Annotated in this window: 21 protein-coding genes; 12 read left to right on the top strand and 9 right to left on the bottom strand. The window is 63.4% G+C overall.

The window, feature by feature from the left end:
* The first annotated feature begins 87 nt into the window (after positions 1 to 87).
* The 3 genes from minD (at position 88) to FFS45_RS18200 (ending at position 1,962) form a co-directional block, all read left to right on the top strand.
* Positions 88 to 903: a septum site-determining protein MinD gene (minD, locus tag FFS45_RS18190; RefSeq protein WP_137956019.1), complete on the top strand. Its 816-nt coding sequence runs from the start codon at positions 88 to 90 to the stop codon at positions 901 to 903.
* Positions 904 to 917: 14 nt separating this feature from the next.
* Positions 918 to 1,172, top strand: a complete 255-nt coding sequence (minE, locus tag FFS45_RS18195) for a cell division topological specificity factor MinE (RefSeq protein ID WP_074263652.1) — start codon at positions 918 to 920, stop codon at positions 1,170 to 1,172.
* Between the two features lie 478 nt (positions 1,173 to 1,650).
* On the top strand, positions 1,651 to 1,962 hold the full coding sequence (locus FFS45_RS18200) for a YXWGXW repeat-containing protein (protein ID WP_137956020.1): 312 nt from the start codon (positions 1,651 to 1,653) through the stop codon (positions 1,960 to 1,962).
* A 499-nt stretch (positions 1,963 to 2,461) separates the two neighbouring features.
* On the opposite strand, the gene FFS45_RS18205 is transcribed toward FFS45_RS18200, so the two are convergent.
* A complete protein-coding gene (locus tag FFS45_RS18205; RefSeq protein ID WP_249362837.1) occupies positions 2,462 to 3,859 on the bottom strand; it encodes a chloride channel protein in 1,398 nt (465 codons plus the stop codon).
* Between the two features lie 229 nt (positions 3,860 to 4,088).
* Between FFS45_RS18205 and waaC the strand changes: the two genes are divergently transcribed.
* Together waaC and FFS45_RS42745 are read left to right on the top strand one after the other, a co-directional pair.
* Complete coding sequence (gene waaC, locus FFS45_RS18210) at positions 4,089 to 5,096, top strand: lipopolysaccharide heptosyltransferase I (RefSeq protein ID WP_137956021.1); 1,008 nt, start codon at positions 4,089 to 4,091, stop codon at positions 5,094 to 5,096.
* Positions 5,097 to 5,805: 709 nt separating this feature from the next.
* Positions 5,806 to 5,931: a hypothetical protein gene (locus tag FFS45_RS42745; RefSeq protein WP_283204759.1), complete on the top strand. Its 126-nt coding sequence runs from the start codon at positions 5,806 to 5,808 to the stop codon at positions 5,929 to 5,931.
* Positions 5,932 to 6,086: 155 nt separating this feature from the next.
* Here the strand turns inward: FFS45_RS42745 and FFS45_RS18215 are convergent, their stop codons facing one another.
* The 3 genes from FFS45_RS18215 to FFS45_RS18225 all read right to left on the bottom strand — a co-directional run bounded on the left by FFS45_RS18215 (position 6,087) and on the right by FFS45_RS18225 (position 8,718).
* Positions 6,087 to 6,266, bottom strand: coding sequence for a hypothetical protein (locus FFS45_RS18215; RefSeq protein ID WP_090684681.1), 180 nt, complete (start codon positions 6,264 to 6,266; stop codon positions 6,087 to 6,089).
* Between the two features lie 250 nt (positions 6,267 to 6,516).
* Complete coding sequence (locus FFS45_RS18220; protein ID WP_137956022.1) at positions 6,517 to 7,824, bottom strand: MFS transporter; 1,308 nt, start codon at positions 7,822 to 7,824, stop codon at positions 6,517 to 6,519.
* A gap of 369 nt (positions 7,825 to 8,193) precedes the next feature.
* A complete protein-coding gene (locus tag FFS45_RS18225; RefSeq protein ID WP_137956023.1) occupies positions 8,194 to 8,718 on the bottom strand; it encodes a TonB family protein in 525 nt (174 codons plus the stop codon).
* A gap of 250 nt (positions 8,719 to 8,968) precedes the next feature.
* Between FFS45_RS18225 and FFS45_RS18230 the strand changes: the two genes are divergently transcribed.
* The 4 genes from FFS45_RS18230 (at position 8,969) to FFS45_RS18245 (ending at position 11,214) form a co-directional block, all read left to right on the top strand.
* Entirely contained in the window at positions 8,969 to 9,583 is a 615-nt protein-coding gene (locus tag FFS45_RS18230) for an HAD family phosphatase (RefSeq protein WP_137956024.1), read from the top strand.
* A gap of 298 nt (positions 9,584 to 9,881) precedes the next feature.
* Complete coding sequence (locus tag FFS45_RS18235) at positions 9,882 to 10,091, top strand: hypothetical protein (protein ID WP_137956025.1); 210 nt, start codon at positions 9,882 to 9,884, stop codon at positions 10,089 to 10,091.
* A 206-nt stretch (positions 10,092 to 10,297) separates the two neighbouring features.
* Complete coding sequence (locus FFS45_RS18240; RefSeq protein ID WP_137956026.1) at positions 10,298 to 10,663, top strand: hypothetical protein; 366 nt, start codon at positions 10,298 to 10,300, stop codon at positions 10,661 to 10,663.
* 26 nt (positions 10,664 to 10,689) lie between these two features.
* Entirely contained in the window at positions 10,690 to 11,214 is a 525-nt protein-coding gene (locus tag FFS45_RS18245; protein WP_137956027.1) for a glycine zipper family protein, read from the top strand.
* Between the two features lie 101 nt (positions 11,215 to 11,315).
* Here the strand turns inward: FFS45_RS18245 and FFS45_RS18250 are convergent, their stop codons facing one another.
* Positions 11,316 to 14,924, bottom strand: coding sequence for an efflux RND transporter permease subunit (locus FFS45_RS18250; RefSeq protein WP_137956028.1), 3,609 nt, complete (start codon positions 14,922 to 14,924; stop codon positions 11,316 to 11,318).
* Positions 14,925 to 15,290: 366 nt separating this feature from the next.
* Entirely contained in the window at positions 15,291 to 15,461 is a 171-nt protein-coding gene (locus tag FFS45_RS41760) for a hypothetical protein (protein WP_171029682.1), read from the bottom strand.
* Between the two features lie 316 nt (positions 15,462 to 15,777).
* On the opposite strand from FFS45_RS41760, the gene FFS45_RS18255 reads away from it, so the two are divergent.
* Positions 15,778 to 16,008, top strand: a complete 231-nt coding sequence (locus FFS45_RS18255) for a hypothetical protein (RefSeq protein WP_137956029.1) — start codon at positions 15,778 to 15,780, stop codon at positions 16,006 to 16,008.
* Between the two features lie 137 nt (positions 16,009 to 16,145).
* Here FFS45_RS18255 and FFS45_RS18260 read toward each other — a convergent pair whose 3' ends face one another.
* The 3 genes from FFS45_RS18260 to FFS45_RS18270 form a co-directional block, all read right to left on the bottom strand.
* A complete protein-coding gene (locus FFS45_RS18260) occupies positions 16,146 to 17,561 on the bottom strand; it encodes an MFS transporter (protein ID WP_137956030.1) in 1,416 nt (471 codons plus the stop codon).
* A gap of 1 nt (position 17,562) precedes the next feature.
* The gene (locus tag FFS45_RS18265) at positions 17,563 to 17,994 is read right to left on the bottom strand and encodes a nuclear transport factor 2 family protein (RefSeq protein WP_137956031.1); all 432 of its coding nucleotides are present in this window, start codon (positions 17,992 to 17,994) and stop codon (positions 17,563 to 17,565) included.
* A gap of 106 nt (positions 17,995 to 18,100) precedes the next feature.
* The gene (locus tag FFS45_RS18270; RefSeq protein ID WP_137956032.1) at positions 18,101 to 18,547 is read right to left on the bottom strand and encodes a hypothetical protein; all 447 of its coding nucleotides are present in this window, start codon (positions 18,545 to 18,547) and stop codon (positions 18,101 to 18,103) included.
* A gap of 521 nt (positions 18,548 to 19,068) precedes the next feature.
* On the opposite strand from FFS45_RS18270, the gene FFS45_RS18275 reads away from it, so the two are divergent.
* Positions 19,069 to 20,322 (top strand): MFS transporter, encoded by a 1,254-nt coding sequence (locus FFS45_RS18275; RefSeq protein WP_137956033.1) that lies wholly within the window; start codon positions 19,069 to 19,071, stop codon positions 20,320 to 20,322.
* Positions 20,323 to 20,500: 178 nt separating this feature from the next.
* Positions 20,501 to 21,430 carry a LysR family transcriptional regulator gene (locus tag FFS45_RS18280; protein ID WP_137956034.1) on the top strand — a complete coding sequence of 310 codons (930 nt, stop codon included), beginning with the start codon at positions 20,501 to 20,503 and terminating at the stop codon, positions 21,428 to 21,430.
* Positions 21,431 to 21,449 lie beyond the last annotated feature (19 nt).

A 21,449-nucleotide genomic window follows, 5' to 3' on the forward strand; every position in this document is an offset into this window, starting at 1 on the left:
GGTTGCGCGCGCCATGCGAGGCGCGTGCCCGGGACAGGTGGCTGCCGGACTTATTTGAACGAATTTGACGAACACAGGGTAAGGGTAATGGCAAAAATCATTGTGGTGACTTCGGGCAAGGGTGGCGTGGGCAAGACGACCACGAGCGCGAGTTTCTCATCGGCCCTCGCGCTGCGCGGCAGCAAGACGGCCGTGATCGACTTCGACGTCGGCCTGCGTAACCTCGACCTCATCATGGGCTGTGAGCGCCGTGTCGTGTACGACCTGATCAACGTGATCCAGGGCGAAGCGAACCTGAACCAGGCGCTGATCAAGGACAAGAAGTGCGAGAACCTGTTCATCCTGCCGGCCTCGCAGACGCGCGACAAAGACGCGCTGACGATGGAAGGCGTCGAAAAGGTCATCAACGACCTGATCGCGATGGACTTCGAATATATCGTCTGTGATTCGCCGGCCGGTATCGAATCGGGCGCGCTGCTGGCGATGCACTTCGCGGACGAGGCGCTGATCGTGACGAATCCGGAAGTCTCGTCCGTGCGCGACTCGGATCGCATTCTCGGCATCCTGTCGTCGAAGACCAAGCGCGCGATTGAAGGCAAGGAGCCGATCAAGGAGCACCTGTTGATCACGCGCTACAACCCGAAGCGTGTCAGCGAAGGCGAAATGCTCTCGCTCACCGACATCCAGGAAATCCTGCGTATCGACCTGATCGGCGTCATTCCGGAGTCGGAAGCGGTGCTGCACGCGTCGAACCAGGGCCTGCCGGCCGTGCATCTCGACGGCACCGATGTCGCGGAAGCCTACAAGGACGTCGTGTCGCGTTTCCTCGGCGAGCAGAAGTCGCTTCGCTTTACCGATTACCAGAAGCCAGGCCTCCTGCAGCGCCTCTTCGGCACCAAGTAAGGGGAGCGCACGTAATGTCGATTCTTTCGTTTTTGCTGGGCGAGAAGAAGAAGTCCGCGTCAATAGCGAAGGAACGCCTGCAGTTGATCATCGCGCATGAGCGCGCCGGCGGCCATGCGCCTGCCGATTACCTGCCTGCGTTGCAACGCGAACTCGTCGCTGTGATTTCCAAGTACGTGAAGATTTCCGATGAGGATATTCGCGTCAGTCTCGAGCGCCAGGACGACCTCGAAGTGCTCGAGGTCAAGATTGAAATTCCGCAGGCTTGATTGCCGACGGTCTGTTTGCATGGCGTGTGATGCTTGCCCCTTGCCGTTGCATTGACGGGGAGGGGCGGATCATCGTGTTGCGGCGCATCTGAGTTGGATGCCGCAATGCCGTCGTCGCCACGACCCTGCTGCACCTCCTCCTGCCTTCTTCCTGCGCTGCATGGCGAAATCTTTCGCCTGGCTGTCAGTTAGCGTATTTCTGCGGTTCCACCCCTGTCTTCTATTGATCGAAGTAAGCGCTTCAGCGCTTGCTCCGATCCCGTGCAGCATGGCTGTGGCCCGAGCACTTCGCGTCGCCTCGGCGCTTCGCGTGGCGTGCCTTGACACGGTCTTGCCTTTGTTCTTTAACAGACTAGGCGGATCGGAAATATTCGGTTGCACTTGAGGGCAGTGCGTAACGTCTACCGCGTCAGCGGAAATGCCCTCTCGCGCATTAAACGGATAACGCCTCCACCGGCGCTTTTACAACGAGGGGAATATGAACAAAACTTTTCGCTTGCTGCTGGCTCAGGCTGTGATGATCGCCGCGGGCGCCGCGGCTGTGGGTTCGGCGTCCGCTGCCGAAGTCGTCGTGATTGCTCCGTCTGCTCCACCGCCAGCGCGCTACGAAGTGGTGCCGGCGCCACGCCACGGCTATGTGTGGGATCAAGGCCACTGGCGTTGGGATCATGGCCGCTACGTGTGGGTGCCGGGCCACTGGCAGCCTGAGCGCGTCGGCTATCACTGGGTGCCGGGCCACTGGGTCGCACACGGTCCGAATTACCACTGGGTCGAAGGACACTGGGCTTGACACCTTCCGGCCGCGCGTTGCCTCGGTAATGCGTGAAAGCCGTCTGAGCCGCGCGACGGGTGGGCCTGAGCCCTCCGGCGCGTAGCGCGGCGGACCCGTCAGGGTCCGCACCCCATCCAATCATGAGCATGCCACCAGGGCCGCGCGGCCTCCGCGCGCCGGCTCGGTGCGCGCTCGCGGAGAGAAGCAAATGAAACGGAATCTTTTGGCGATTGCCTTGCTGGCGATCACGCTGGCAGGCTGCGTGGTGGTGCCGGCGCGACCGGTGTATGTGCGGCCGGCGCCGGTTGTCATTTATTGATCGGGTATTGACCGGGCGGGCCCCGGCCGGAGACTGCTGACCGGCAGTCCGGCAGTCCGGCAGTCCGGCAGTCCGGCAGTCCGGCAGTCCGGCAGACCGGCAGTCCGGCAGACCGGCAGACCGGCAGTCCAGCAGTCCGGCAGACCGGCCTTGACTGGCCCTGAGCCGGCCCCGAGCCGTGGCGAGCGGCCTGACGATCTAGCGGGGTGGCGTGTCGGCGCTGCCCGCTTCGTTTGCTTCGGGCTCGTCGCCGATCAGCGGCTCGGGTACTTCCGGAACCGGGGCCGGGGCCGGCTGCGGCAGGGGCGCCATATAGCGTTCCGACAGCGCCTCATAGAGCGGCGGTGCAAAGAAGCGCGACACGCGGCTGGCGATCAGCGCGGTCGCCATCAGTGAGATCACGAGGGCGTGACCGTTGATCATCTCCATCACGATCACGAACGACGTAATCGGCGCCTGCGTGACCGCGGCCAGATAGCCGACCATGGCGAGCGCGATCAGCATCTGCAGTTGCATGCTGCCGAATACCATGTGCAGCAGGTTGCCGAAGCCCGCGCCGATCGACAGCGACGGCGCGAAGATGCCGCCTGGAATGCCCGGCAGATATGAGCCGACCATCGAGATCATCTTCAGGAACGGATAGAACACCGACAACTGCTCGCGGCCGTCGAGCAGCCCGCGCGCTTCCGCATAGCCGCTGCCGAAGGTCACGCCGCCGGAGATCAGGCCGACGAACGCGATCACCAGCCCGCACAGCGCGGCAAACACAACCGGGCGCTCGCTATGCAGTTTGCGCAGCGGTTCGGGAATCCAGCGCGCCGTGTTGAGCAGCAGCCAGCAGAAAAAGCCACCGGCGATGCCGGTCACAATCGCCGTGAGCAATACGGCCACGGCGAGCAGATCCGGGAAACGGGTGCCGATCTGAATCGTGCCGAAATACGTGTAGTTGCCGTTCAACCCGAGCGCTATCACGCCCGCGATGATGATCGCGGTAATCAGCACGCCGCTGGCGCGCGCCTCGAAGCTGCGGGTGAGCTCCTCGATGGCAAAGACAATCCCGGCCAGCGGCGTGTTGAACGCCGCGGACAGACCCGCCGATGCGCCCGCCAGCACCAGTTGCCGCTCGATCAGCGCGTTCGAGCGCGGATAGAAGCGCCGCAGGTTGAACATCAGGGCCGCGCCGACCTGCACCGTCGGCCCTTCGCGGCCAATCGTGAAGCCGCCGAGGATGGCGAGGAACGAGACGGCGATCTTACCGAACAGGATGCGAAACGACAGCAGTCGTGAGCCGTATTCGCCCGGCTTGGCGTGCAGGGTGGCGATCACCTGCGGGATGCCGCTACCCTCCGCGCCGCGAAAGAATTTACGCGTGAGCCACACGGACAACGCGGCGACCGCCGGCGTGACGAACAGCGGCAGCCAGACATGCTGGTGCTGCATGGCGCGGAACTGCGCATAACCGAAATCGATAAGCCGCGCGTAGAGCACCGCGACAAGGCCGACGGCGATCGCGCCGAGCCAGAAAACACCATATTGGCGCCACAGACGGCGGGTGCGCCGGGCGACGTTGGAGGGAAGAGGTGGGAATGCCCGCATGAGATGAGCGCTCAGGCAAAGCGCAAATTATAACGGCCGATCTGCCGGTGCGGCCGAGTGAAAGCTAATTGGAATAAATATGACAGGTGGCGCTTTCGGCCCCTTCAGGGTCACCTGTCAGTCCTGTAGCGTGTCGGGTCGTGCCTGTGTCTGTATGCCGCCCGGCGTATAGGATAAAGGGAGGCTCGGCTATAATAACCGCCGCGATCGATACTGTGATGGGCTACTAATGAAGCGAATTCTTATCGTCAAGGTGACTTCCCTGGGCGATATTGTCGAAGCCCTTCCGGTTATTGCCGACATCAAACGTGCATTTCCGGGGGTGCAGGTCGACTGGGCAGCAGACGAGGCATTTGCTGAAGTGGTCCAATGGAGCCAGCGTGTGGACCGCATCCTGTTCGCGCCGCTGCGTCGCTTCAAGAAGACGCGCCGCTGGTCGGATCTCAAGGCTATCGCCGCGTCTATCGGTGAGTTGCGGGCCTACCGCTACGATTGCATCATCGACATCCAGGGTGTCTACAAAACCGCGATCATCGCCTTCCTGGCCCGGTCGTCGCGCCGTGTCGGCTACCGGAACCAGGATCTTGGCGAGCTGGGCGCCGCATTCGCCTATACGGAGCGGTTTGGCCCTCGCCCGGATGCCAGTGCTTGGGAAGGGATGCGCATCAGCGCCGGCGAGGCGCTGGGTTACCAGCCCGAAGGGCTGCCTGTCTTCGATCTGAAGCTGCCCGAGACGGGCGCCCAGCCCTTCGAGGCGGGGGACGCGCCCGTCGCAGCGTTGTTCCATGCCACCTCCAAGGACGACAAGAAATGGCCGGTGACGCATTGGGGCGAAGTGGGGCGTGAATTGACGCAGCGCGGGTTTCGCATCGTCTTGCCGTGGGGTTCGCCCGGCGAGCGTGAGGAAGCCGTTGCCATTGCGGCGGAGGTGCCGGGCGCGACCGTGTTGCCGCAGATGAGTGTTACCGATATCGCCCGGATGATCGACGCATGCTCACTCGTCGTTGGGACAGACACCGGCTTTGTGCATGTCGCGCATGCACTGCAAAAGCGCACGGTGATGATCTTTGTCTCCACCTCGCCTTCCCATTTCGGTATCGCCGCGCCGCACCGCTCCATTTCCATCGGCGACGGTGCGTCCATGCCGTCCGTCAGCGAAGCCCTGCGGGCGATCGACTATGTGCATAGCGACCCGCTTACCGCCGGCGAGCTCGGGCATCCCGCTAACGCGGCCTGATCTGCTGGCCAGCTAATGCTCACGCGTGCCGGTCGCAGCCGCCACCCTATCTATCACGCCGCCAAAAGAAAAAAGGCGCGACGCACAGTCCGCCCAAGTCGTTGAGCGCTGCCACGGCACGCCTCTGAAAGCGCCCGCGTCGGGGAACGGCGGGCGGAGAGGATCCAACAATGAACACAACAGGACTGCACCAGACAGACTGCGTGCCGCGCCTCAAGTTCAATCATTGGCGTGAATCGTGTCCGCTGGCGCATACCATCGGCGGTTTGCGGGCAATGCCCGGCGACGGTAGTGGCGCCTGAACCGGCGCCGAACCGGCGCATTACACGGCTGTTAAAAGTGTCGCTTTTCGTAGGTTGCCTACACGCAGCTTACGCGCCCGACGTGTTGCCGAAAGTTGCATGGCGCGCCCGAATACAGGGTGTACTTCAATGTGCGCTGCTGTACCCGCGGATGCCAATCCCCCGCCAGAGCGCCTTGCGCGGTGCGAGGCTGCTCCGCAGCGCCGTATCCCTGTTCGGCGGGCTGCGTTTGCGGAGCAAGTGCGATGGCTCGTGCCTTGTCCCGGACCTTCTTCGAGCGGCAAAACCTGTAACGCGGCGCACATCATCGCTTACAAAATGCAACGCTCGCGGGAGGCCGCTTCGTGTCCAATCGATAGCATTCGAGGCGCTTAACTCGGATACCACCGAAACGACGGGAGAAGAACGTGAAACGCTTGACGCTGACTTTGATTGCAGGCGCGCTGCTGGCTGCTGCGCTGGGAGGTTGTGTGATCGCACCGGCGCCGGGGTACTACGGCGGCGGCTATTACCACCACGGGTACTACTACTGATAAGCGGGGGAGTCACGCATGCGCTGCATGCAGTGGCATGGGAGGGAAGGGCTGAAAAGCCGACTGCAGGTCAAGCCGTCGCATGACCGGTACTTGCCGGCCATGCGGCGGTCGCCTGCAGAGCGAACTGGCGTTCAGTCGAGCCTTGGGTTGGGCTAACTCAGCATCATCTCGAAGGCGACCACCGCAACGATGGCGGCCGCATTCGCAGCGAGGGCTTCCAGCACGATGGCTTTCCAGCTCGCGGGGCGAAAGCGGATGGCCAGCAGCAGCGAGCACAGCAGTGCCAGCGCGATGATCATCACGACGTCTGAGTTCTGCAGATAAAGCCGCATGGTCGCCTCCAGGCTCATCGGGCAGCGGGCCGGGTATCCGGGTATCGGGTCTGACAGCGGACGGGTCTGACGAGTATCTGGTCTGAGTATATGCGCGCCAAAAAGGCGTGCAAGAGAGGATACGCACCAGGTGGGTGTGGGCTCGGAGACGGGGCAAGCAGGGGCAAGCAGAGGGCAAGCAGGAGGTGCGCGAGAAAATTTACCGCGCTCGCTGCCCACACGCGGCGGGAAGCGAGCGCTGGAACTGTCCTTACATCAGGTGCGTGTCACGCGTCTCGCGCATGCACAGCACACCGAACAGACTGACTGCCGCGGCAATCGACACATACGCGCCGACCCACGTCAGCCCGCCGTGCGCGGCCAGCACCTGAGCGATATACGGCGCCACCGACGCACCGAGAATGCCGCCCAGGTTGTACGACACGCCTGCCCCGGTATAGCGCACATGAGTCGGGAACAGTTCGGGCAACAGCGCGCCCATCGGCGCAAAGGTCACGCCCATCAGGAACAGTTCGATCACAAGGAACAGCAGCACGAGCGGCATTGAACCGCTGCCGAGCAGCGGCGCCATGGTGAAGCCCGAGAGGATCGCCGCGATGATGCCCACGATCAGCACCGGCTTGCGGCCGAAGCGGTCGCTGGCCCAGGCGGACAGCGGCGTGGCGAGCGCCATGAACAGCACCGCGATGCACAGCAGACCGAGGAAGCTTTGCCGCGGAATGTGCAGCACCGAGACGCCATACGAGAGCGAAAACGTCGTCGCGTTATAGAACAGCGTGTAGCACACCACCATCGCGAGCGCGCCGAGCAGCGTCGGCCAGCCATGTTGTGCGAGCAGCGTAGCGATCGGCACGGCCACACGCTCCTTGCGTTCGATGGCCGCGCGGAATGCCGGCGTCTCAGCGATCTTCAAACGGACGTATAAACCGAGTGCCACCAGCACGGCGCTGACGATGAACGGCACGCGCCAGCCCCAGCTGCGGAACTGTTCGTCGGAGAGCGACACTGCAAGGCCGAAGAAGAGGCCGTTGGAGGCGAGAAAACCGATCGACGGTCCGAGTTGCGGGAACATGCCGAACCAGCCGCGCTTACCTGCCGGGGCGTTTTCGGTGGCGAGCAGCGCGGCGCCGCCCCACTCGCCGCCAAGGCCGATCCCCTGGCCGAAGCGCAGAACGCACAGCAGGATGGGAGCCAGGCTGCCAATCGCGTTGTAGCCTGGTACGAAACCGATCAGCGTGGTCGAGAGCCCCATCACCAGCAACGAGGCTACGAGAGTCGATTTGCGCCCGATACGGTCGCCGAAATGTCCGAACAGGAACGAGCCGATTGGCCGCGCGACGAACGCGATGCCGAAAGTGACGAACGCGGATAGCGCCTGCGCGGTCGCCGAGCCGTGCGGGAAGAACACCGGGCCGATCACGAGCGCCGCGGCGGTCGCATAGACATAGAAATCGTAGAACTCGATTGCGGTGCCGATGAAGCTGGCAAAGATGATCCGTCTGCTGCTGTTCTGACCGGCCGCGTCAGGCTGGGTCGCGGAAATCGGCGAAGTGGACATGCAAGGTCTCCAGTTTCATGATGCCGCGTGGCGCGCCTCGCGGGCGGCGCGTGAACACGGCGTCATCTGTTTAAGTTCGCATGCACCGCGGCTGGACGGCCTGCGCCGGCAGGACGTTGCGCGGGCAACGATGCGACAGCTTACAACGACGGACGATTGCCGGCGTGCTGGACTACGGCTGTACCTGGAAGAGACCGGGGTGGAGCGCAGCGGCAGCGCCGGCGCGAACGGCCGGACAGCGCGGTGCACGGCGCGTGGATGGCGCGGCGACGCGAGAGACAGGCGGTGCGCCGCCAGCGGATGGGCAGGCGGCGACAGCCTTGCCGGACGCAACCGGCGAGGGATCGCAAAATTATAGCGTGCGCTGCTTCAATCGATGTTCTGCGCCTGCGGCGAGGCGAACTCGCGGAGCTGGAACTTGCCGTTGTCGTTGAACAGCCAGTCTTCGAACAGTTCGACCTGGCCGCGCGTGTTGAGCAGCCTGGCAGGCGGCAGCGGCAGCGGCGCGGCACGACGCAGCGTGGCGAGCGCAGTGCTCTCGGCTTCGTCGTCGCCATTGGTGCGATATACCGCGGACTGGATCACCTGGCCATCCCGGTCGACGGTGAACGACACCACCACCAGCGAGCGCAGCATCGGTTGCAGCGTGCCTTGCAGCACATAGGACGGGTTGCGATCCAGGATGCGCCGCGCGACTGCCACACGGTATTGATCCAGCGTGGCGCTGTTCACTGCGGCGGCCGGTGTGACGAGCAACGGTCGCTCAGGAGGCGCGATGGTACAAGCGGCAGCCGCTATGGCCATGGCGAGCGCAACACCTGCGCCGCGTGCGAGCGACGGCCACGAACCGTCGCGTGAGGTGATGCTGCGAACGTGGCGTGTAGGGCTGGACATCGCAGGCTCCGCTCGGTAGCAGGATGTGATTTCATGGTAGTCAAATCCCGCCAGGTTTCAATGCGCGTTGGCCCTGATTTGACTTGTTCCAATGTGCGCGACTTCACACTCGACGCTTCCGCCTGGCTGCATGTGTCATGCGGATGAACCGCGTTGATCGAGGTGCGGTGTGCAGCATGGATACGATGGCGGGTCTCTGTCAGAATCGTGAGGAGCATAGCTGTGTGCGACCCACTCTGCGAGCGACGCCATGACTGCCCCCATCTCACTCGTCCTGTTCGATCTTGACGACGTGCTATGCCGCTATGATCGTTCGGCGCGTATTGCCCATCTGGCGGCCGCGGTTGGCCGCGATGCGCAGACGGTTCGCCAGGCGATCTGGGACTCGGGTCTCGAAGGGCGTGCCGACGCAGGTCAGGTGAGCGACGCCGACTATCTCGACGAACTCGGCGCGCTGCTCGGCTATCCGCTCACGCTCAACGACTGGCTCGACGCACGGCGCGCGGCAATGACCCCGGACCACGAGGTGATTGCACTGGCGCAGGCGGTGGCCGCGCGCCATCGGGTCGCGGTGCTCACCAACAACTGCCGCCTGCTTGCCGATCACATTCGTTACCTGTGTCCGCCGGTTGCCGAGGTGTTTGGCGCGCAGGTGTATGCCTCGGCGTCCTTCGGTGTTGCGAAGCCGTCGCCCGAGTTGTACCGGCGTTGTGTCGCGCATCTGGGCACCGCGCCCGGCAAGACCTTCTTTATCGACGACGTCGAGGCGAATGTCGCGGGTGCGCTCGAAGCGGGGTTGCATGGGCACCGCTTCGTCGGGACGGAAACGCTCGCGAGCGAACTCGCTTACTATCGGCTGCTTTGACCTTTCCCGGATTCCTGATGCCCGGTCCGCGTGGACCGTTGGCGAGAAAGCTGGCCCCCTTTCGCACGCTTTCGTATCGCGCCGTTTTTCCGCACTGCGGCCCCGTCAAAATGCGGCGCACGGCGCAGCAAACAGATGCCTCGCGGGCATGGCGCGACATGCGGCCATCTAGGTTCGTGTGCTTGCATCGCACGCACATGTAACCGCGTAACCTTGCGAAACAAGGCAGTAGCCAAAATAGCATCGTGGCTCACTAGGATGTCGACATCGCCCATGCATTGACCAATGGAGGTGTCAGATGTTGAGCCATCACGAACTCGCGACGCTCATGGTGCTCCGGAATCCCGGGCGGCATCTCGAGGAATTCGATCCCGACGTGCTTGCCTTGCGCCACTATGAACTCGTCGAAGTGCGCTCGCATGACCGGCAGGGCTCGACGTTGCAATTGACCCGGCGCGGCCGCGAATTGTTACAGCGCCTCCATCTGGATGGCGGCCCCTTGCAATAGAAACGCTCGGGGCGTTTTGCAGCAGGCTCATCCGAGCCCGTCCTTGCTGCTATTCATGACAGAAATCTTTCAGTGTAACGAGCGGAAAAAATCCCGCGCTCTTAAGTAATTGTATTGCGGCCTGGAGTAGCATAGCGTTCAGTAGTACTGTGGGACACCATGTAGGTGCCACTTTTGGGTGCCAGTTAACGTCGTGGAGAATAGTTGTGAAAAGGGTGACGATTTTGCTCGGCTTGTCCGCTGCAGCGATGGTTTGCGCGAGCGGCGTGGCGCATGCAGCACGCGTTGGGGTGTACATCGGGGGCGGGGGCTATTACTACCCGTGGGGTCCGGTGCCGTATTACTACCCGTATCCGCCGGCGGTTGCCGTGCCGGTGCCGGTTCCGGTGCAGCCGCAGGAGTACGTGGAGCAGGGCCAGCCTGATGCGGCCCCGGTAGCGCAGGCGTCCGGGCAACAGGGCGGCACCTGGTACTACTGCGACGACTCGAAAACCTACTACCCGTATGTGAAGTCGTGCTCGTCAGGTTGGCGCCCGGTCCCGGCGCAGCAGGCGCAGTCGCCGTCAAACTAAAAACGCTTTACCGCAAAGAGAAGGAAATGAAATATTCAAGGTTTGCTCTTATCGCTTCATTGAGCTTTCTCGGTGCCTGCTCGGTCATGCCAAGCGGTCCTAGCGTGATGGCGCTACCCGGCACCGGCAAAAGCTTCGATCAGTTTCGTGCTGACGACAATTCGTGCCGGCAGTTCGCGTTCCAGCAGGTGGGCGGGGTGTCGACCAACCAGGCGGCGACTGCCAGCGCGCTGGGTAGCGCGGCTGTCGGTACGGCGCTCGGTGCGGCGGCTGGCGCGGCGTTTAACGGCGGCCGTGGCGCTGCGGTCGGCGCGGGTGCGGGCTTGCTGGCCGGCAGCGTGTTTGGTGCAGGAGCCGCGCAAAATTCGGCGTATGACGTCCAGCGCCACTACGATCAAGCCTACATGCAATGCATGTATGCATCGGGCGAGCGGATTCCGGTGCAGGGCCGCATGCGGACCATACAACCCTCCGACGGTGGCGGCTATGTGACCGCTCCCCCGCCGCCGCCCCCGGGTTTCCCGCCGCCTCCGCCGCCGGGCGCGTATTGATCCTCACGAAGCTGCTTCCTTGAAGCTGCTTCCACGAAGTTGCTTCTCCTGGCGAGGCTGCCGTTTGCAACGGCAGCCTCGTTGCTTTTGGGCAGCCGGTTCTAGATAGCCGCGTGGCGTTGGCCCCTCGCGCGCAGCCACGACTGCAGACGGTCGATGTACAGATACACAACGGGCGTCGTATAGAGCGTCAGCATCTGGCTGACGATCAGTCCACCGACAATCGAGATGCCCAGCGGGCGGCGCAGATCCGCACCCTCGCCGTGACCGAAGGCGAGCGGCAGCGCACCGAGCAGCGCGGCGCAGGTCGTCATCATGATCGGGCGGAAGCGCATCAGGCTGGCGCGATAGATCGCCTCGCGCGGCGACACGCCCTCACGCGCGGCATCGATCGCGAAGTCCACCATCATGATCGCGTTCTTCTTGACGATGCCGATCAGCAGGATCACGCCGATCAGCGACATGACCGTAAACTCGACGTGAAACGCCATTAGCGCGAGTAGCGCTCCGACGCCCGCCGACGGCAGCGTCGAGAGTATCGTCAAAGGGTGGGCGTAGCTCTCGTAGAGGATGCCGAGCACGATATATACCGCCGCGAGCGCCGCCAGAATCAGCAGCGGTTCGTCCGAAAGCGATTGCTGGAAAGTGCGCGCCGTGCCCTGAAAACCGCCGTGTATCGTACCCGGCATGCGGATCTCGGCCATGGTCCGGTCGATCGCGGCGATGGCGGTGGAGAGCGGTTCGCCAGGCGGCAGGTTGAACGAGATCGTGGTGGCGACGAAATTGCCCTGGTGATTGACGCCAAGCGGCGTGTGACCTGGATCCCAGCGCGCAAAGGCGCTGAACGGAATCATGGTCTCCTGGGCGGTGCTGACCGAGGTGCCTGCCGACGCGCTGGAATGTCCGCTTGCCGCCAGTGAGTTGATCGCGAGGTTGCGCGCGGAGTCGGCGGCGATGGCCGCTGCGCTGGTTGCGCTGCCCGAAGTGCTCGAAGCGCTGGAGCCGCCCGAACTGCCCGAACCGCTCGAACTCGTGCCCGCTGCGCCGGCGGCTCCCGCGAGCGCGAATGGCGTAGCGGCGGGGGTGGCAGGCGAACCGCTGATCGCGTTCGACGGGCTAGCGCTGCTGGTCGCCGCCGCAGCAACGGCCGCTGTCGACTGAATGCCGACTGTGGGCGTGCTGGACGGCGCGGGAGGCTGGGTCGGCGTGGCGGTGCCGCCGGCGGTCGCTATCGCGCCCACACCGGGGGCTGGCATAGCTGTATTGGAGCTGCCGCCTCCTGAAGTGGAACCGGCCGCATTCGCGGCCGTCGTCACGGTGCCCGCCACCGCATTGGTCGATTGCGTGCCGCTCGGTGAGCCGCCCGAAGTGCTCACATACAGTTCGTCGAGAGTTTCCGGGTATTGCCAGTAGCGCGGCGCGACTTCCATCACGACATAGTATTGATTCAACGGGTTATAGATCGTCGAGACGAGCCGCTGGCCGTATGCATCGTAGAGTGTGTTGTCGATCTGCGAGGGCGTGATGCCCAGGCGCGCCGCGGTGCCGCGGTCGATATCCACGTTCGCTTCGAGGCCGCCTTGTTGCTGGTCCGAGTTGACGTCTTCCAGTTCGGGTACGTTTTGTAGCGCCTGCGTGAGGCGCGGCGCCCATGTGTAGAGCTCGGCAGTCGAATCGCCAAGCAGCGTGAACTGATATTGCGCGTTGCTTTGCCGTCCGCCGACACGGATGTCCTGCACCGATTGCAGATAGAGCCTGCCACCCGGCACGGCGTTGAGTCTCGGCCGCAGCCGCGCGATGACTTCGTCGGCCGTTTCGGCGCGTTGCGAGAGCGGCTTGAGCGCCACATAGACCGAACCGGTGTTGGTTTGCCTGCCACCCGTAAAGCCGACCACGCTTTCCACTGCCGGATCGTCGCCGATAATCTTCATGAGCTGCTTGAGCTTCGGCCCCATCGCCTGGAACGAGGTGCTCTGGTCGGCCTGGATGCCGCCGGTCAGACGTCCGGTGTCTTCCTGCGGAAAGAAACCCTTGGGAATTGCCGCGTAGAGATAGATGTTCAGCGCGATCGTCGCCACCAGCGTCATGAGCAGCAGAAACGGATGACGCAGCGACCATTCGAGCGAACGCGCGTAGCCGTCGTGCAGGCGCTGCAGCGGCGCCGCAAACAGGCGCGCGATGCGGCCCGGCTGGCTGGTCCCGTTCGTCGCATTTGCTCTATTTGCCCCGGCAGTGCGCAGCAGCCGCGAGCACATCATCGGTGTGGTGGTGAGCGATACCAGCAGCGAAACGCCGATGGCGAGCGACAGCGTCACCGCGAACTCGCGGAACAGGCGCCCGATAATGCCGCTCATCAGCAGGATCGGGATGAACACCGCGACGAGCGAGATTGAAATCGACAGCACGGTAAAACCCACTTCGCGAGCACCGACCAGCGCAGCCTGCATGCGCGGCATGCCGTCTTCCATGTGACGCGCGATGTTTTCGAGCACGACGATCGCGTCGTCGACGACGAAGCCGGTTGCAATCGTCAACGCCATCAGCGAGAGGTTGTCGATCGAATAGCCGAGCAGATACATGAAGCCGAACGTCCCGATGATCGACACCGGCACTGCCGCGCTCGGAATCAGCGCAGCGCGCCCGCTGCCGAGAAAGATGAACACGACGAGGATCACGAGGCCCACCGCGATGATCAGGGTCGCTTCGGTGTCGTGCAGCGACGCGCGGATCGTGGTGGAACGGTCGGAAGCTTCAATGACGTCGACGTCGGCGGGCAGTGCCGGCTTCAACTCCTCGATCTGCTTGCGCACGCTGTCGACGGTACTGATGATGTTGGCGCCGGGCTGGCGGTACAGCATCACCAGCACCGCGGGCTGATTGTCGCGGGCGAGGCCCAGATTGCGCAGGTCCTCGACCGAATCGACGATCTCGCCGACATCGGACAGCTTGACTCCCGCGCCATTGCGATACGCGATCACCAGATCCTTGTACTGGTCCGCGACGCGCGCCTGGTCATTGGCGTAGAGCTGATAGCGTTCGCCGTAACTTTCGATGATGCCTTTGGGGCTGTTGGCGTTGGCCGAGGCGAGCGCGGCCCGCACGTCTTCCAGGCCGATGCCGTAGTGATACAGCGCAGTCGGATTCAGTTCGACGCGTACCGCTGGATTGGCCGAGCCGTTGACGTCGACTTCACCGATGCCGGGCAGTTGCGAGAGCGATTGCGCGAGGATCGTCGAGGCCAGGTCGTAGAGCTTTGCGCGCGGCAGCGTGTGCGAGGTGAGTGCGAGGATCAGGATAGGCGCGTCGGCCGGGTTGACCTTGTGATAGGTCGGGTTGCTGCGCAGGCTGGCCGGCAGATCGGCGCGCGCCGCATTGATGGCCGCCTGCACATCGCGCGCCGCGCCGTTGATGTCGCGGTCGAGCCCGAACTGCAGGGTCACGCGCGACGAACCGACGGTGCTCTGCGAGGTCATCTCGGTGACGTCGGCAATCTGCCCGAGATGACGCTCGAGCGGACTGGCGACGCTATTGGCGACCGTGTCGGGACTCGCACCGGGCAGGCTCGCCTGCACGGAAATGGTCGGAAAGTCGACTTGCGGCAGAGGTGCGACCGGCAGCCTGATAAACGCAAAGATGCCGGCGAGCGCCACGCCTACCGAAAGCAGCGTGGTTGCGACGGGGCGTTCGATAAAGGGACGTGAGAGGTTCATCGGCAGGGCGCGGGCGGCTCGAAAGGCAGCGTCTGACGATGCTAGAAGATGGACAGCGGGCGGGCGTTACCTATGTTTTTCCGCGAGTTACGCGGTAATCGACGGGAAACAATTGTCAGGTTGGGAGCCGTTGTGTGCTGGCGGCGCGCCCCGTGAATCGCGCGCATGTAATTGAACGAAACATTGCGGCAACCCCACGGCGCTCAAATCGCTCTACACTGCAATTGCCTCTCCCAAAGGAGGCATCGGTGGAAGGTCTTAATTTGCCCGCTTCGTGCGGGCATTCTTTTGTGCGCATCAAGCGTTTCCACTGGCCGGCAGCAGCCACATCGCACGTGCCCGGGTGCTGCACGATGCCCGCCGCGCTTAACGGTGCCAGCCGCCGCCCCAGCCGCCGCCAACCCCAACTCCCACGCTCACCGCTGGGGCTGCATAGTACCCATAGGCCGGATACGGTGCGTAGCCGTACGGCGTCGGGGCGACGACGCAGCCACCCAGCGTGGCCGCAAGCGCGATCAAGGCGAGAAGTCTGAGCATGATGGATTGTCCTCCTGTTCTAGAGCTTGGAGGCGTGCGGGACCGTGTGCGTTCGACCCGTCGTGTGACGATGCATTACTTGCCGAATCAGGCATATTCGCTGCGCGCCAGGCTGCGCTGCGTGCGCCGCGACAATGGGGGCGAGCCCCATTTACAGATGCTTACGTTCGTCGTATGTCTGATGAATGCTGCCACGCGCGCGCACTCGCCGAACTGGCGAAGGCATAGCGGAAAATCCCAGGTGTTGCGCGCACGCTACCTTGCAACGCAGACAGCGTTGCTATGATGGTCACACTGTTCCTTGGGAGCGGCAATCATGGCGATCAGAGATTTGACCAAAAGCGAGCGGCTGCACGCCGCCATCGCCGAAGCACGCAAGCTGGCAGACAGCGGCGCGTATCACGATTACACCGACATCGAATACGTATTGCGTTTCGACCAGGGACTGTCCGATGCGTCGGCCCTGCTCGACAGTCAGGCCATGCATCGCGATCTGAATCGACGCTGTGCAGATGCGCGAGAAAAGCAGGGGGTTTTCGCTGTGTGACCTGGCCGGTGCAGTTGTGGCGTGGCGCAGTAAAAGGGCCCGCCGGGTCGGGGCGGGCCAAGCTGAGGAGATTCACACAAAACACCTCACGGGAATGAGGCAGTTCCAGTGTAGGCGCGACTGCGGCATGTTGGGTTTCAGTCGCTCTTACAGCTATTACAGGCTGTGACGAGAATCTCGCGTGGGCTCGCCGTGCTGAATCCGCGTGCTGCCATCCACCAGACCAGCGCCGCGATGAGCGCAACCGTTGCAGCGGTTCCGAGTGCCACGTGCATGGCCATTTCGAAGGGATGTACGGCGCTCATGAAGCCGCCGAAGATCGCCACACCCAACGCGGCGCCTGTCTGGCGCGCTGAATTGAGGACCGCCGCGGCGACTGCTCCGCGCTGCTTCTCGACGGTACCCATGGCCGGAGCGGTAGCCGCCGGCGAGATAAAGCCCGATGCCAACCCAATCGCCAGCATCGGCGCCACCGCCAGCCAGTACGGTGCATGTGGCGTCGCCGCCAGCATGCCGAGCGAGCCGGCCGCGTAAAACGCGAACGCCGCGCACATCGAGAAGCGGGTGCCGTAGCGCTTTGCGAGACGATGCGACGCGAGCCCGCCGATGGCGACCATCGCTGTCATCGGCAAAAACGCGAGCCCGGTTTCGAGCGCCGAGAATCCCCGGATGGTCTGATAGCTGATGCTGAACGTAAACAGCAACCCGTAGAATACAAACGCGGACGCCATCGAAACGGCCGTCGACGCCGAAAATAGCGGACTCCTGAAGAATGAAAGCGGTAGCATCGGCTCGGCGCGGTGTTGTTCGATAACCAGAAAAAGCATCCACGCGGCGCCGCACAGGGCGATTCCAAGGAGGATCGGCGCCGACCGCCAGCCAAGCCTCGAGCCTTCGATCAGCACGGCGATCAGCGTGCCGAGCGCGGCAATCGCGGCGGCCTGGCCGGCGAGATCGAAATGACGGTGTGGCGCGCAGCCGTCACGCTCGATCGAACGCGTCAGCCAGATGCCAAGCAGCGCAATGGGAACGTTGACGGCGAAGATGCTGCGCCAGCCGAACGCGTGGATCAGGATGCCGCCCACCAGCGGCCCGGACGCCATCGCGATGCCGCCGCAGCCCATCCACACGCCCACCGCGGAAGCCCGCCGGGCTGGATCGGGAAAGGCGCGATTGATCAGAGCCAGCGAACACGGCACGAGCATCGCGCTACCCATGCCCTGGAGGGCGCGTGCGCCGGCGAGCGTCGCGAGGCTGGGCGCCATGCCGCACAGCGCGGAGGCCAGCGCAAACAGCGCGAGGCCCGCAAGGTAGACGTTTTTCGCGCCGAGCCGGTCGCCTAGCGTGCCGCCGCTCAGCAGCAGACTCGCGAAGCTCAACGTGTAGGCATTGACGACCCACTGCAGGCCCGTGACGCCGCTGCGCAGCGTGGTGCCGATCTGTTCGAGTGCGACGTTGACGATCGAAGCGTCGAGCAGAACGATCGTGTAGCTGATGCTGGTCGCGGCCAGCACCCGGCGCGCGGTGGCCGAGTTGTTTGCGAGCGGTGTCATCTCAGGACTGCTTCGTCGCGAGCGTAGCGGCGAGCGATCTGAAGCCGACCCAGCCCCAGTAGACCCGGTGATGCACGATCAGGCCGCCGGCAATATCCATCATCTCGATCAGATCCACCTGGTCGCCATCCGGCGTGTGCCGCGGATACTCCCAGGTGAGCTGCTTGCCGTTGGCGAAGAAGGTGCCGGTGCGGTACCAGCGGCCGAGGTCGCTGGGCGGGGCGCGCAGGCCGGCCTCAAAGAATGGCGTGATTTCAGCCTTGCCGCGCAGAATGCCGCTTTGTCTGTCACGCCAGGTGGCGAGAATCAGCGGGCTTTCGAGAATCGCAGAGTCGTCATACAGCGCGATCAGCCCTGCGAGATCGCGCCGCACGACAGTCTCGTGCCACTGCTCGTAGATGTGGCGAATCTCGGCTTGCGTGGCTTCGGTCATGGTCGGCTCCCGTCGTCGTGTCAGGACTTCGAGTCTAGGGTGTCCGCTGACCGAATGTTTCGACGCGTGCCGAACGATGCGGGCGCCCCGCGCTGCCAGACCTGGCTCAGTGGACGACGAGCGCGTTCGACTGCACGTTACCCGCGCCCGAAACGATATTCACACCGACATTGCCGCTCACGTGAGCCAGCGCGCCCGCACCGAGGCTCGCCGTGCTGCTGCCGCTGACCGACGCCGCGGCGTGAGCGTCCTGCAGCGTATTGACGTCTGCGGCCGGTGAACTGATGAGCGCGATCTGATTGGCTTGTGCATTCAGCGCGCCCGCCGCGATATTCACGCCGACATTGCCGCTGGCGCCGCGCAGCACGTCCGCTCCGACCGAGGCCGTTGTAACAGCGGCCGTCGCTGTACCGCCGGTCTGTTGGATAGTCGTAAGCTTCGTGCCGAACAGCGTTGCGGCATCCGGGTCCGTGGATGCCCAGGCGTTGACGAGTGCCGGCGATGCGCCGATAGCGAGGGAAACGAGCAGAGCGAGCAAAGGGCGAAGTTTCATGTGTGACTCCCACACGAGTTCTGATGAGACTCGTATCCGTGGTATCGGCCCGGCACAGGGAAAATTGAGTCGGGGAAGTACGTAGGCCTGAGACGTTGCGCGTAACGTGCGGGCGTTTTAAACGGCACTGCGTTTTGCGCGCCGTTAAATTCCACCGTTAAATCCCACCGTGTACGAACCGCCGCTGGCCTTATCCGGTGTCTACGAGGGATTCCCCTGGGAAGTGGTCAAGCACGCGTTTTCCCGTCCGCGGATGCTGCGATTCGCTTCTCTGGGCGGGCTTTCCGTCTATTGAACTGGATTATTTGTGTTTCACGAATATCGCGTTCGCCAGTTCTTCGATACCGGAATGTCGAGCCTTGCATCAATCTCTGTCCCGTCGGCCCGGTGAATTCGAGCCGCCACACGCCGCACAGGCGGCTGATCACTTCTTCGCGACTGCGGTCGCATAAAAAATCCAAGCGGGTCCTTGCGCGGACATGCTGGCGTGCGCAGGAGAACCCGCATCAACGGAGACGGAAATGAATGCAAAGGAATGGGATACCTCCTACGAATGGAAAGCGGTGACGTTGCTCGCGCTCGGGTTCGGGCTTGTCGGGCTGGACCGCTGGCTGATCGCGCCGCTGTTTCCTTCAATCATGAAGGACCTCAACCTGACTGCGCAGGACGTCGGTAACTGCATCGGCGTGCTCGGATTATCGTGGGGCGTCTTCGCCGCTCTGATGGGCGGTATCTCGGACAAGGTCGGCCGCCGGAAAGTGCTCATTCCGGCCATCCTGGCTTTCTCGCTCCTCTCCGGGTTCTCGGGTCTTGCCGGCGGACTCTTCAGCCTGATTGCCATTCGCGGTTTGATGGGCGTGGCCGAGGGTTCGTTCTGTCCCACGAGCTTCGCGGCCACCGCTGACGCATCGCATCCACGCAGACGCGGCCTGAACCTTGGTCTCCAGCAAAGCGGTTTTGCGCTCTTCGGGCTGGCGCTTTCGCCCATCATCGCCACGCAACTGCTGAGTTTCGTCACGTGGCGGTGGGTATTCGGCCTGGTGGCCATCCCGGGCCTGATTCTCGGTCTTATCATGTTCCGCGTCATCCGCGAGCCGAAGGTGGTGAAGCAGGTTGCGGCTGAGCACACGCCGGTATCGCTCGGCCACGTACTGAAAAGCCGGAACATCATTGTCGCGATGGCGGCGCTTTGCTGCGCGATGACGGGTGTGTTCGTCCTCGGCGCGTTGCTGCCGCTGTATCTCACCAGCTACCTGTCGCTCGACACGCAGCGCATGGGTCTGGTTGTTTCCGCTATCGGCTTTGGTGGCTTTCTCGGGCAATTCGGCTTGCCTGGACTGTCCGACATCACCGGCCGCCGGGTGGCGAGCATCGTTGGCTTCGCAAGCACGGCGGCGCTGCTCTACCTCTTCCGCGGCCTTGGGCCACAACCGCTCCCGCTCTTCGTGGTGCTCTTCGTTGCGTCGTTTTTCACGCTCGGTCTGGTCTCGCTGCTTTCCGGTCCGGTGGCCACCGAAGCTGCTCCCATTGGGCTTGTCTCGACGTCGATCGGCGTTGTGGTGGGCGCAGGCGAAATCTTCGGCGGAGGCATTGCACCGGCCATGGGCGGCTATGTGGCCGCGCACTTCGGGATTCAGAACATCCTCTGGCTGCCGATGATCGCCGTCGTGCTCGGCATTGTCGTCAGCCTCCTGCTCAAGGAGACGGCGCCCGCCGTGCTGCTGCGTCGCCGGGGCGTCGGCGCCGAACTGGCTGCAGGAGAGCAGCCGCGGTAAATCCCGGGGTGGAGACCCGTGTTGGGGCCCGCGGTTCTATCGCGGGCCTTGTTGCATGTGTGGCGCTCATGTTGTCGACGTGCGCGTTGAAGGCATGACTACTGGTGCTCTGCCGCAAGCCGATCCCGGTGAAAGGGTCGTATAAACTGGCGTTTTGGCTGACGAACAAGGGCGCGGTATGGACCGGTTTCTAAGCATCGAGGCCTTCGTGCGGGTCGCGGAGGCAAGTAGTTTTGTCGAGGCAGCCCGGCAACTGGGAGTGACAAGCTCGGTGGTGACGAACCGGATTCAGCAATTGGAAAAGTTCGTCAACGCACCGCTTTTTCATCGCAGTACGCGCCACGTGCGCTTGTCGGAGGTGGGTGAGGCGTTCTACCGCGAGTGTGCGGACGTGGTTGGTCGGGTGAACGAACTGACGGACCAGATGCGCGAGCTTCGCGCCACACCCACGGGCCGGCTGCGCATCCAGATGCTGCCGGGTTTCGCTCTCGGCCATTTCGGTGCACCCCTCGCAGCGTTCAACCGCCGCTATCCCGGCATCCAGCTGGATGTCATCGTCAATGACCGTGTTGTCGATCCGGTCGAAGAAGGCTTTGACATCGCATTTCAGATATTTCCACCCATTTCCGAGTCGCTCATCGAGCGCAGGCTCTTCACCGTTCGCCGGCTCTTTTGCGCGTCGCGCAAATACATCGAAGAGCAGGGTGCGCCGCAGCATCCGCGCGACTTGCTGCATCACACAACGGCGCTTTATTCGGGATATCCGTCGCGTAATCGCTGGACGATGAGGCACGGCGATGAAGTGGTCGAGATGGAACTGCCAGGCATGATTCGCTCGAACTCCGTGCACCTGCTGCGCGACTATGCGCTCACGGGCGGCGGGGTGGTGTGCCTGCCGACACTCGTTGCCAGTGACGCGCTCGTAGAGGGAACGCTGGTGCCCATTCTGACAGAGTACGAGCTTTCCTCTTTGAGCTTCGCTGCCGTCTATCCCGCGACGCAGCGTCAGGCGCTGAAGGTCAAGGCGCTGGTCGAGTTTCTTGCTGAATATATTGGACCTGAGCCGGCGTGGGACGTGCCTTTGCTGCAGCGCGGCTGGGTCAGCTGACACGGCGCTGACACGGCGA

This window comes from Burkholderia sp. 4M9327F10, from assembly GCF_005503145.1.
Classification (GTDB): domain Bacteria; phylum Pseudomonadota; class Gammaproteobacteria; order Burkholderiales; family Burkholderiaceae; genus Paraburkholderia.

What these genes read in the sequence shown, in the direction of transcription:
- waaC (WP_137956021.1), top strand. Translation starts at nt 4,089, where the DNA reads ATGAAGCGAATTCTTATCGTCAAGGTGACTTCCCTGGGCGATATTGTC.
- FFS45_RS18225 (WP_137956023.1), bottom strand. Translation starts at nt 8,718, where the DNA reads ATGTCCAGCCCTACACGCCACGTTCGCAGCATCACCTCACGCGACGGT.
- FFS45_RS18280 (WP_137956034.1), top strand. Translation starts at nt 20,501, where the DNA reads ATGGACCGGTTTCTAAGCATCGAGGCCTTCGTGCGGGTCGCGGAGGCA.
- FFS45_RS18235 (WP_137956025.1), top strand. Translation starts at nt 9,882, where the DNA reads ATGTTGAGCCATCACGAACTCGCGACGCTCATGGTGCTCCGGAATCCC.
- FFS45_RS18220 (WP_137956022.1), bottom strand. Translation starts at nt 7,824, where the DNA reads ATGTCCACTTCGCCGATTTCCGCGACCCAGCCTGACGCGGCCGGTCAG.
- FFS45_RS18200 (WP_137956020.1), top strand. Translation starts at nt 1,651, where the DNA reads ATGAACAAAACTTTTCGCTTGCTGCTGGCTCAGGCTGTGATGATCGCC.
- FFS45_RS18260 (WP_137956030.1), bottom strand. Translation starts at nt 17,561, where the DNA reads ATGACACCGCTCGCAAACAACTCGGCCACCGCGCGCCGGGTGCTGGCC.
- FFS45_RS18270 (WP_137956032.1), bottom strand. Translation starts at nt 18,547, where the DNA reads ATGAAACTTCGCCCTTTGCTCGCTCTGCTCGTTTCCCTCGCTATCGGC.
- FFS45_RS18275 (WP_137956033.1), top strand. Translation starts at nt 19,069, where the DNA reads ATGAATGCAAAGGAATGGGATACCTCCTACGAATGGAAAGCGGTGACG.
- FFS45_RS18250 (WP_137956028.1), bottom strand. Translation starts at nt 14,924, where the DNA reads ATGAACCTCTCACGTCCCTTTATCGAACGCCCCGTCGCAACCACGCTG.
- FFS45_RS18230 (WP_137956024.1), top strand. Translation starts at nt 8,969, where the DNA reads ATGACTGCCCCCATCTCACTCGTCCTGTTCGATCTTGACGACGTGCTA.
- FFS45_RS18205 (WP_249362837.1), bottom strand. Translation starts at nt 3,859, where the DNA reads ATGCGGGCATTCCCACCTCTTCCCTCCAACGTCGCCCGGCGCACCCGC.
- FFS45_RS18255 (WP_137956029.1), top strand. Translation starts at nt 15,778, where the DNA reads ATGGCGATCAGAGATTTGACCAAAAGCGAGCGGCTGCACGCCGCCATC.
- minD (WP_137956019.1), top strand. Translation starts at nt 88, where the DNA reads ATGGCAAAAATCATTGTGGTGACTTCGGGCAAGGGTGGCGTGGGCAAG.
- FFS45_RS18245 (WP_137956027.1), top strand. Translation starts at nt 10,690, where the DNA reads ATGAAATATTCAAGGTTTGCTCTTATCGCTTCATTGAGCTTTCTCGGT.
- FFS45_RS18265 (WP_137956031.1), bottom strand. Translation starts at nt 17,994, where the DNA reads ATGACCGAAGCCACGCAAGCCGAGATTCGCCACATCTACGAGCAGTGG.
- FFS45_RS18215 (WP_090684681.1), bottom strand. Translation starts at nt 6,266, where the DNA reads ATGCGGCTTTATCTGCAGAACTCAGACGTCGTGATGATCATCGCGCTG.
- FFS45_RS41760 (WP_171029682.1), bottom strand. Translation starts at nt 15,461, where the DNA reads ATGCTCAGACTTCTCGCCTTGATCGCGCTTGCGGCCACGCTGGGTGGC.
- minE (WP_074263652.1), top strand. Translation starts at nt 918, where the DNA reads ATGTCGATTCTTTCGTTTTTGCTGGGCGAGAAGAAGAAGTCCGCGTCA.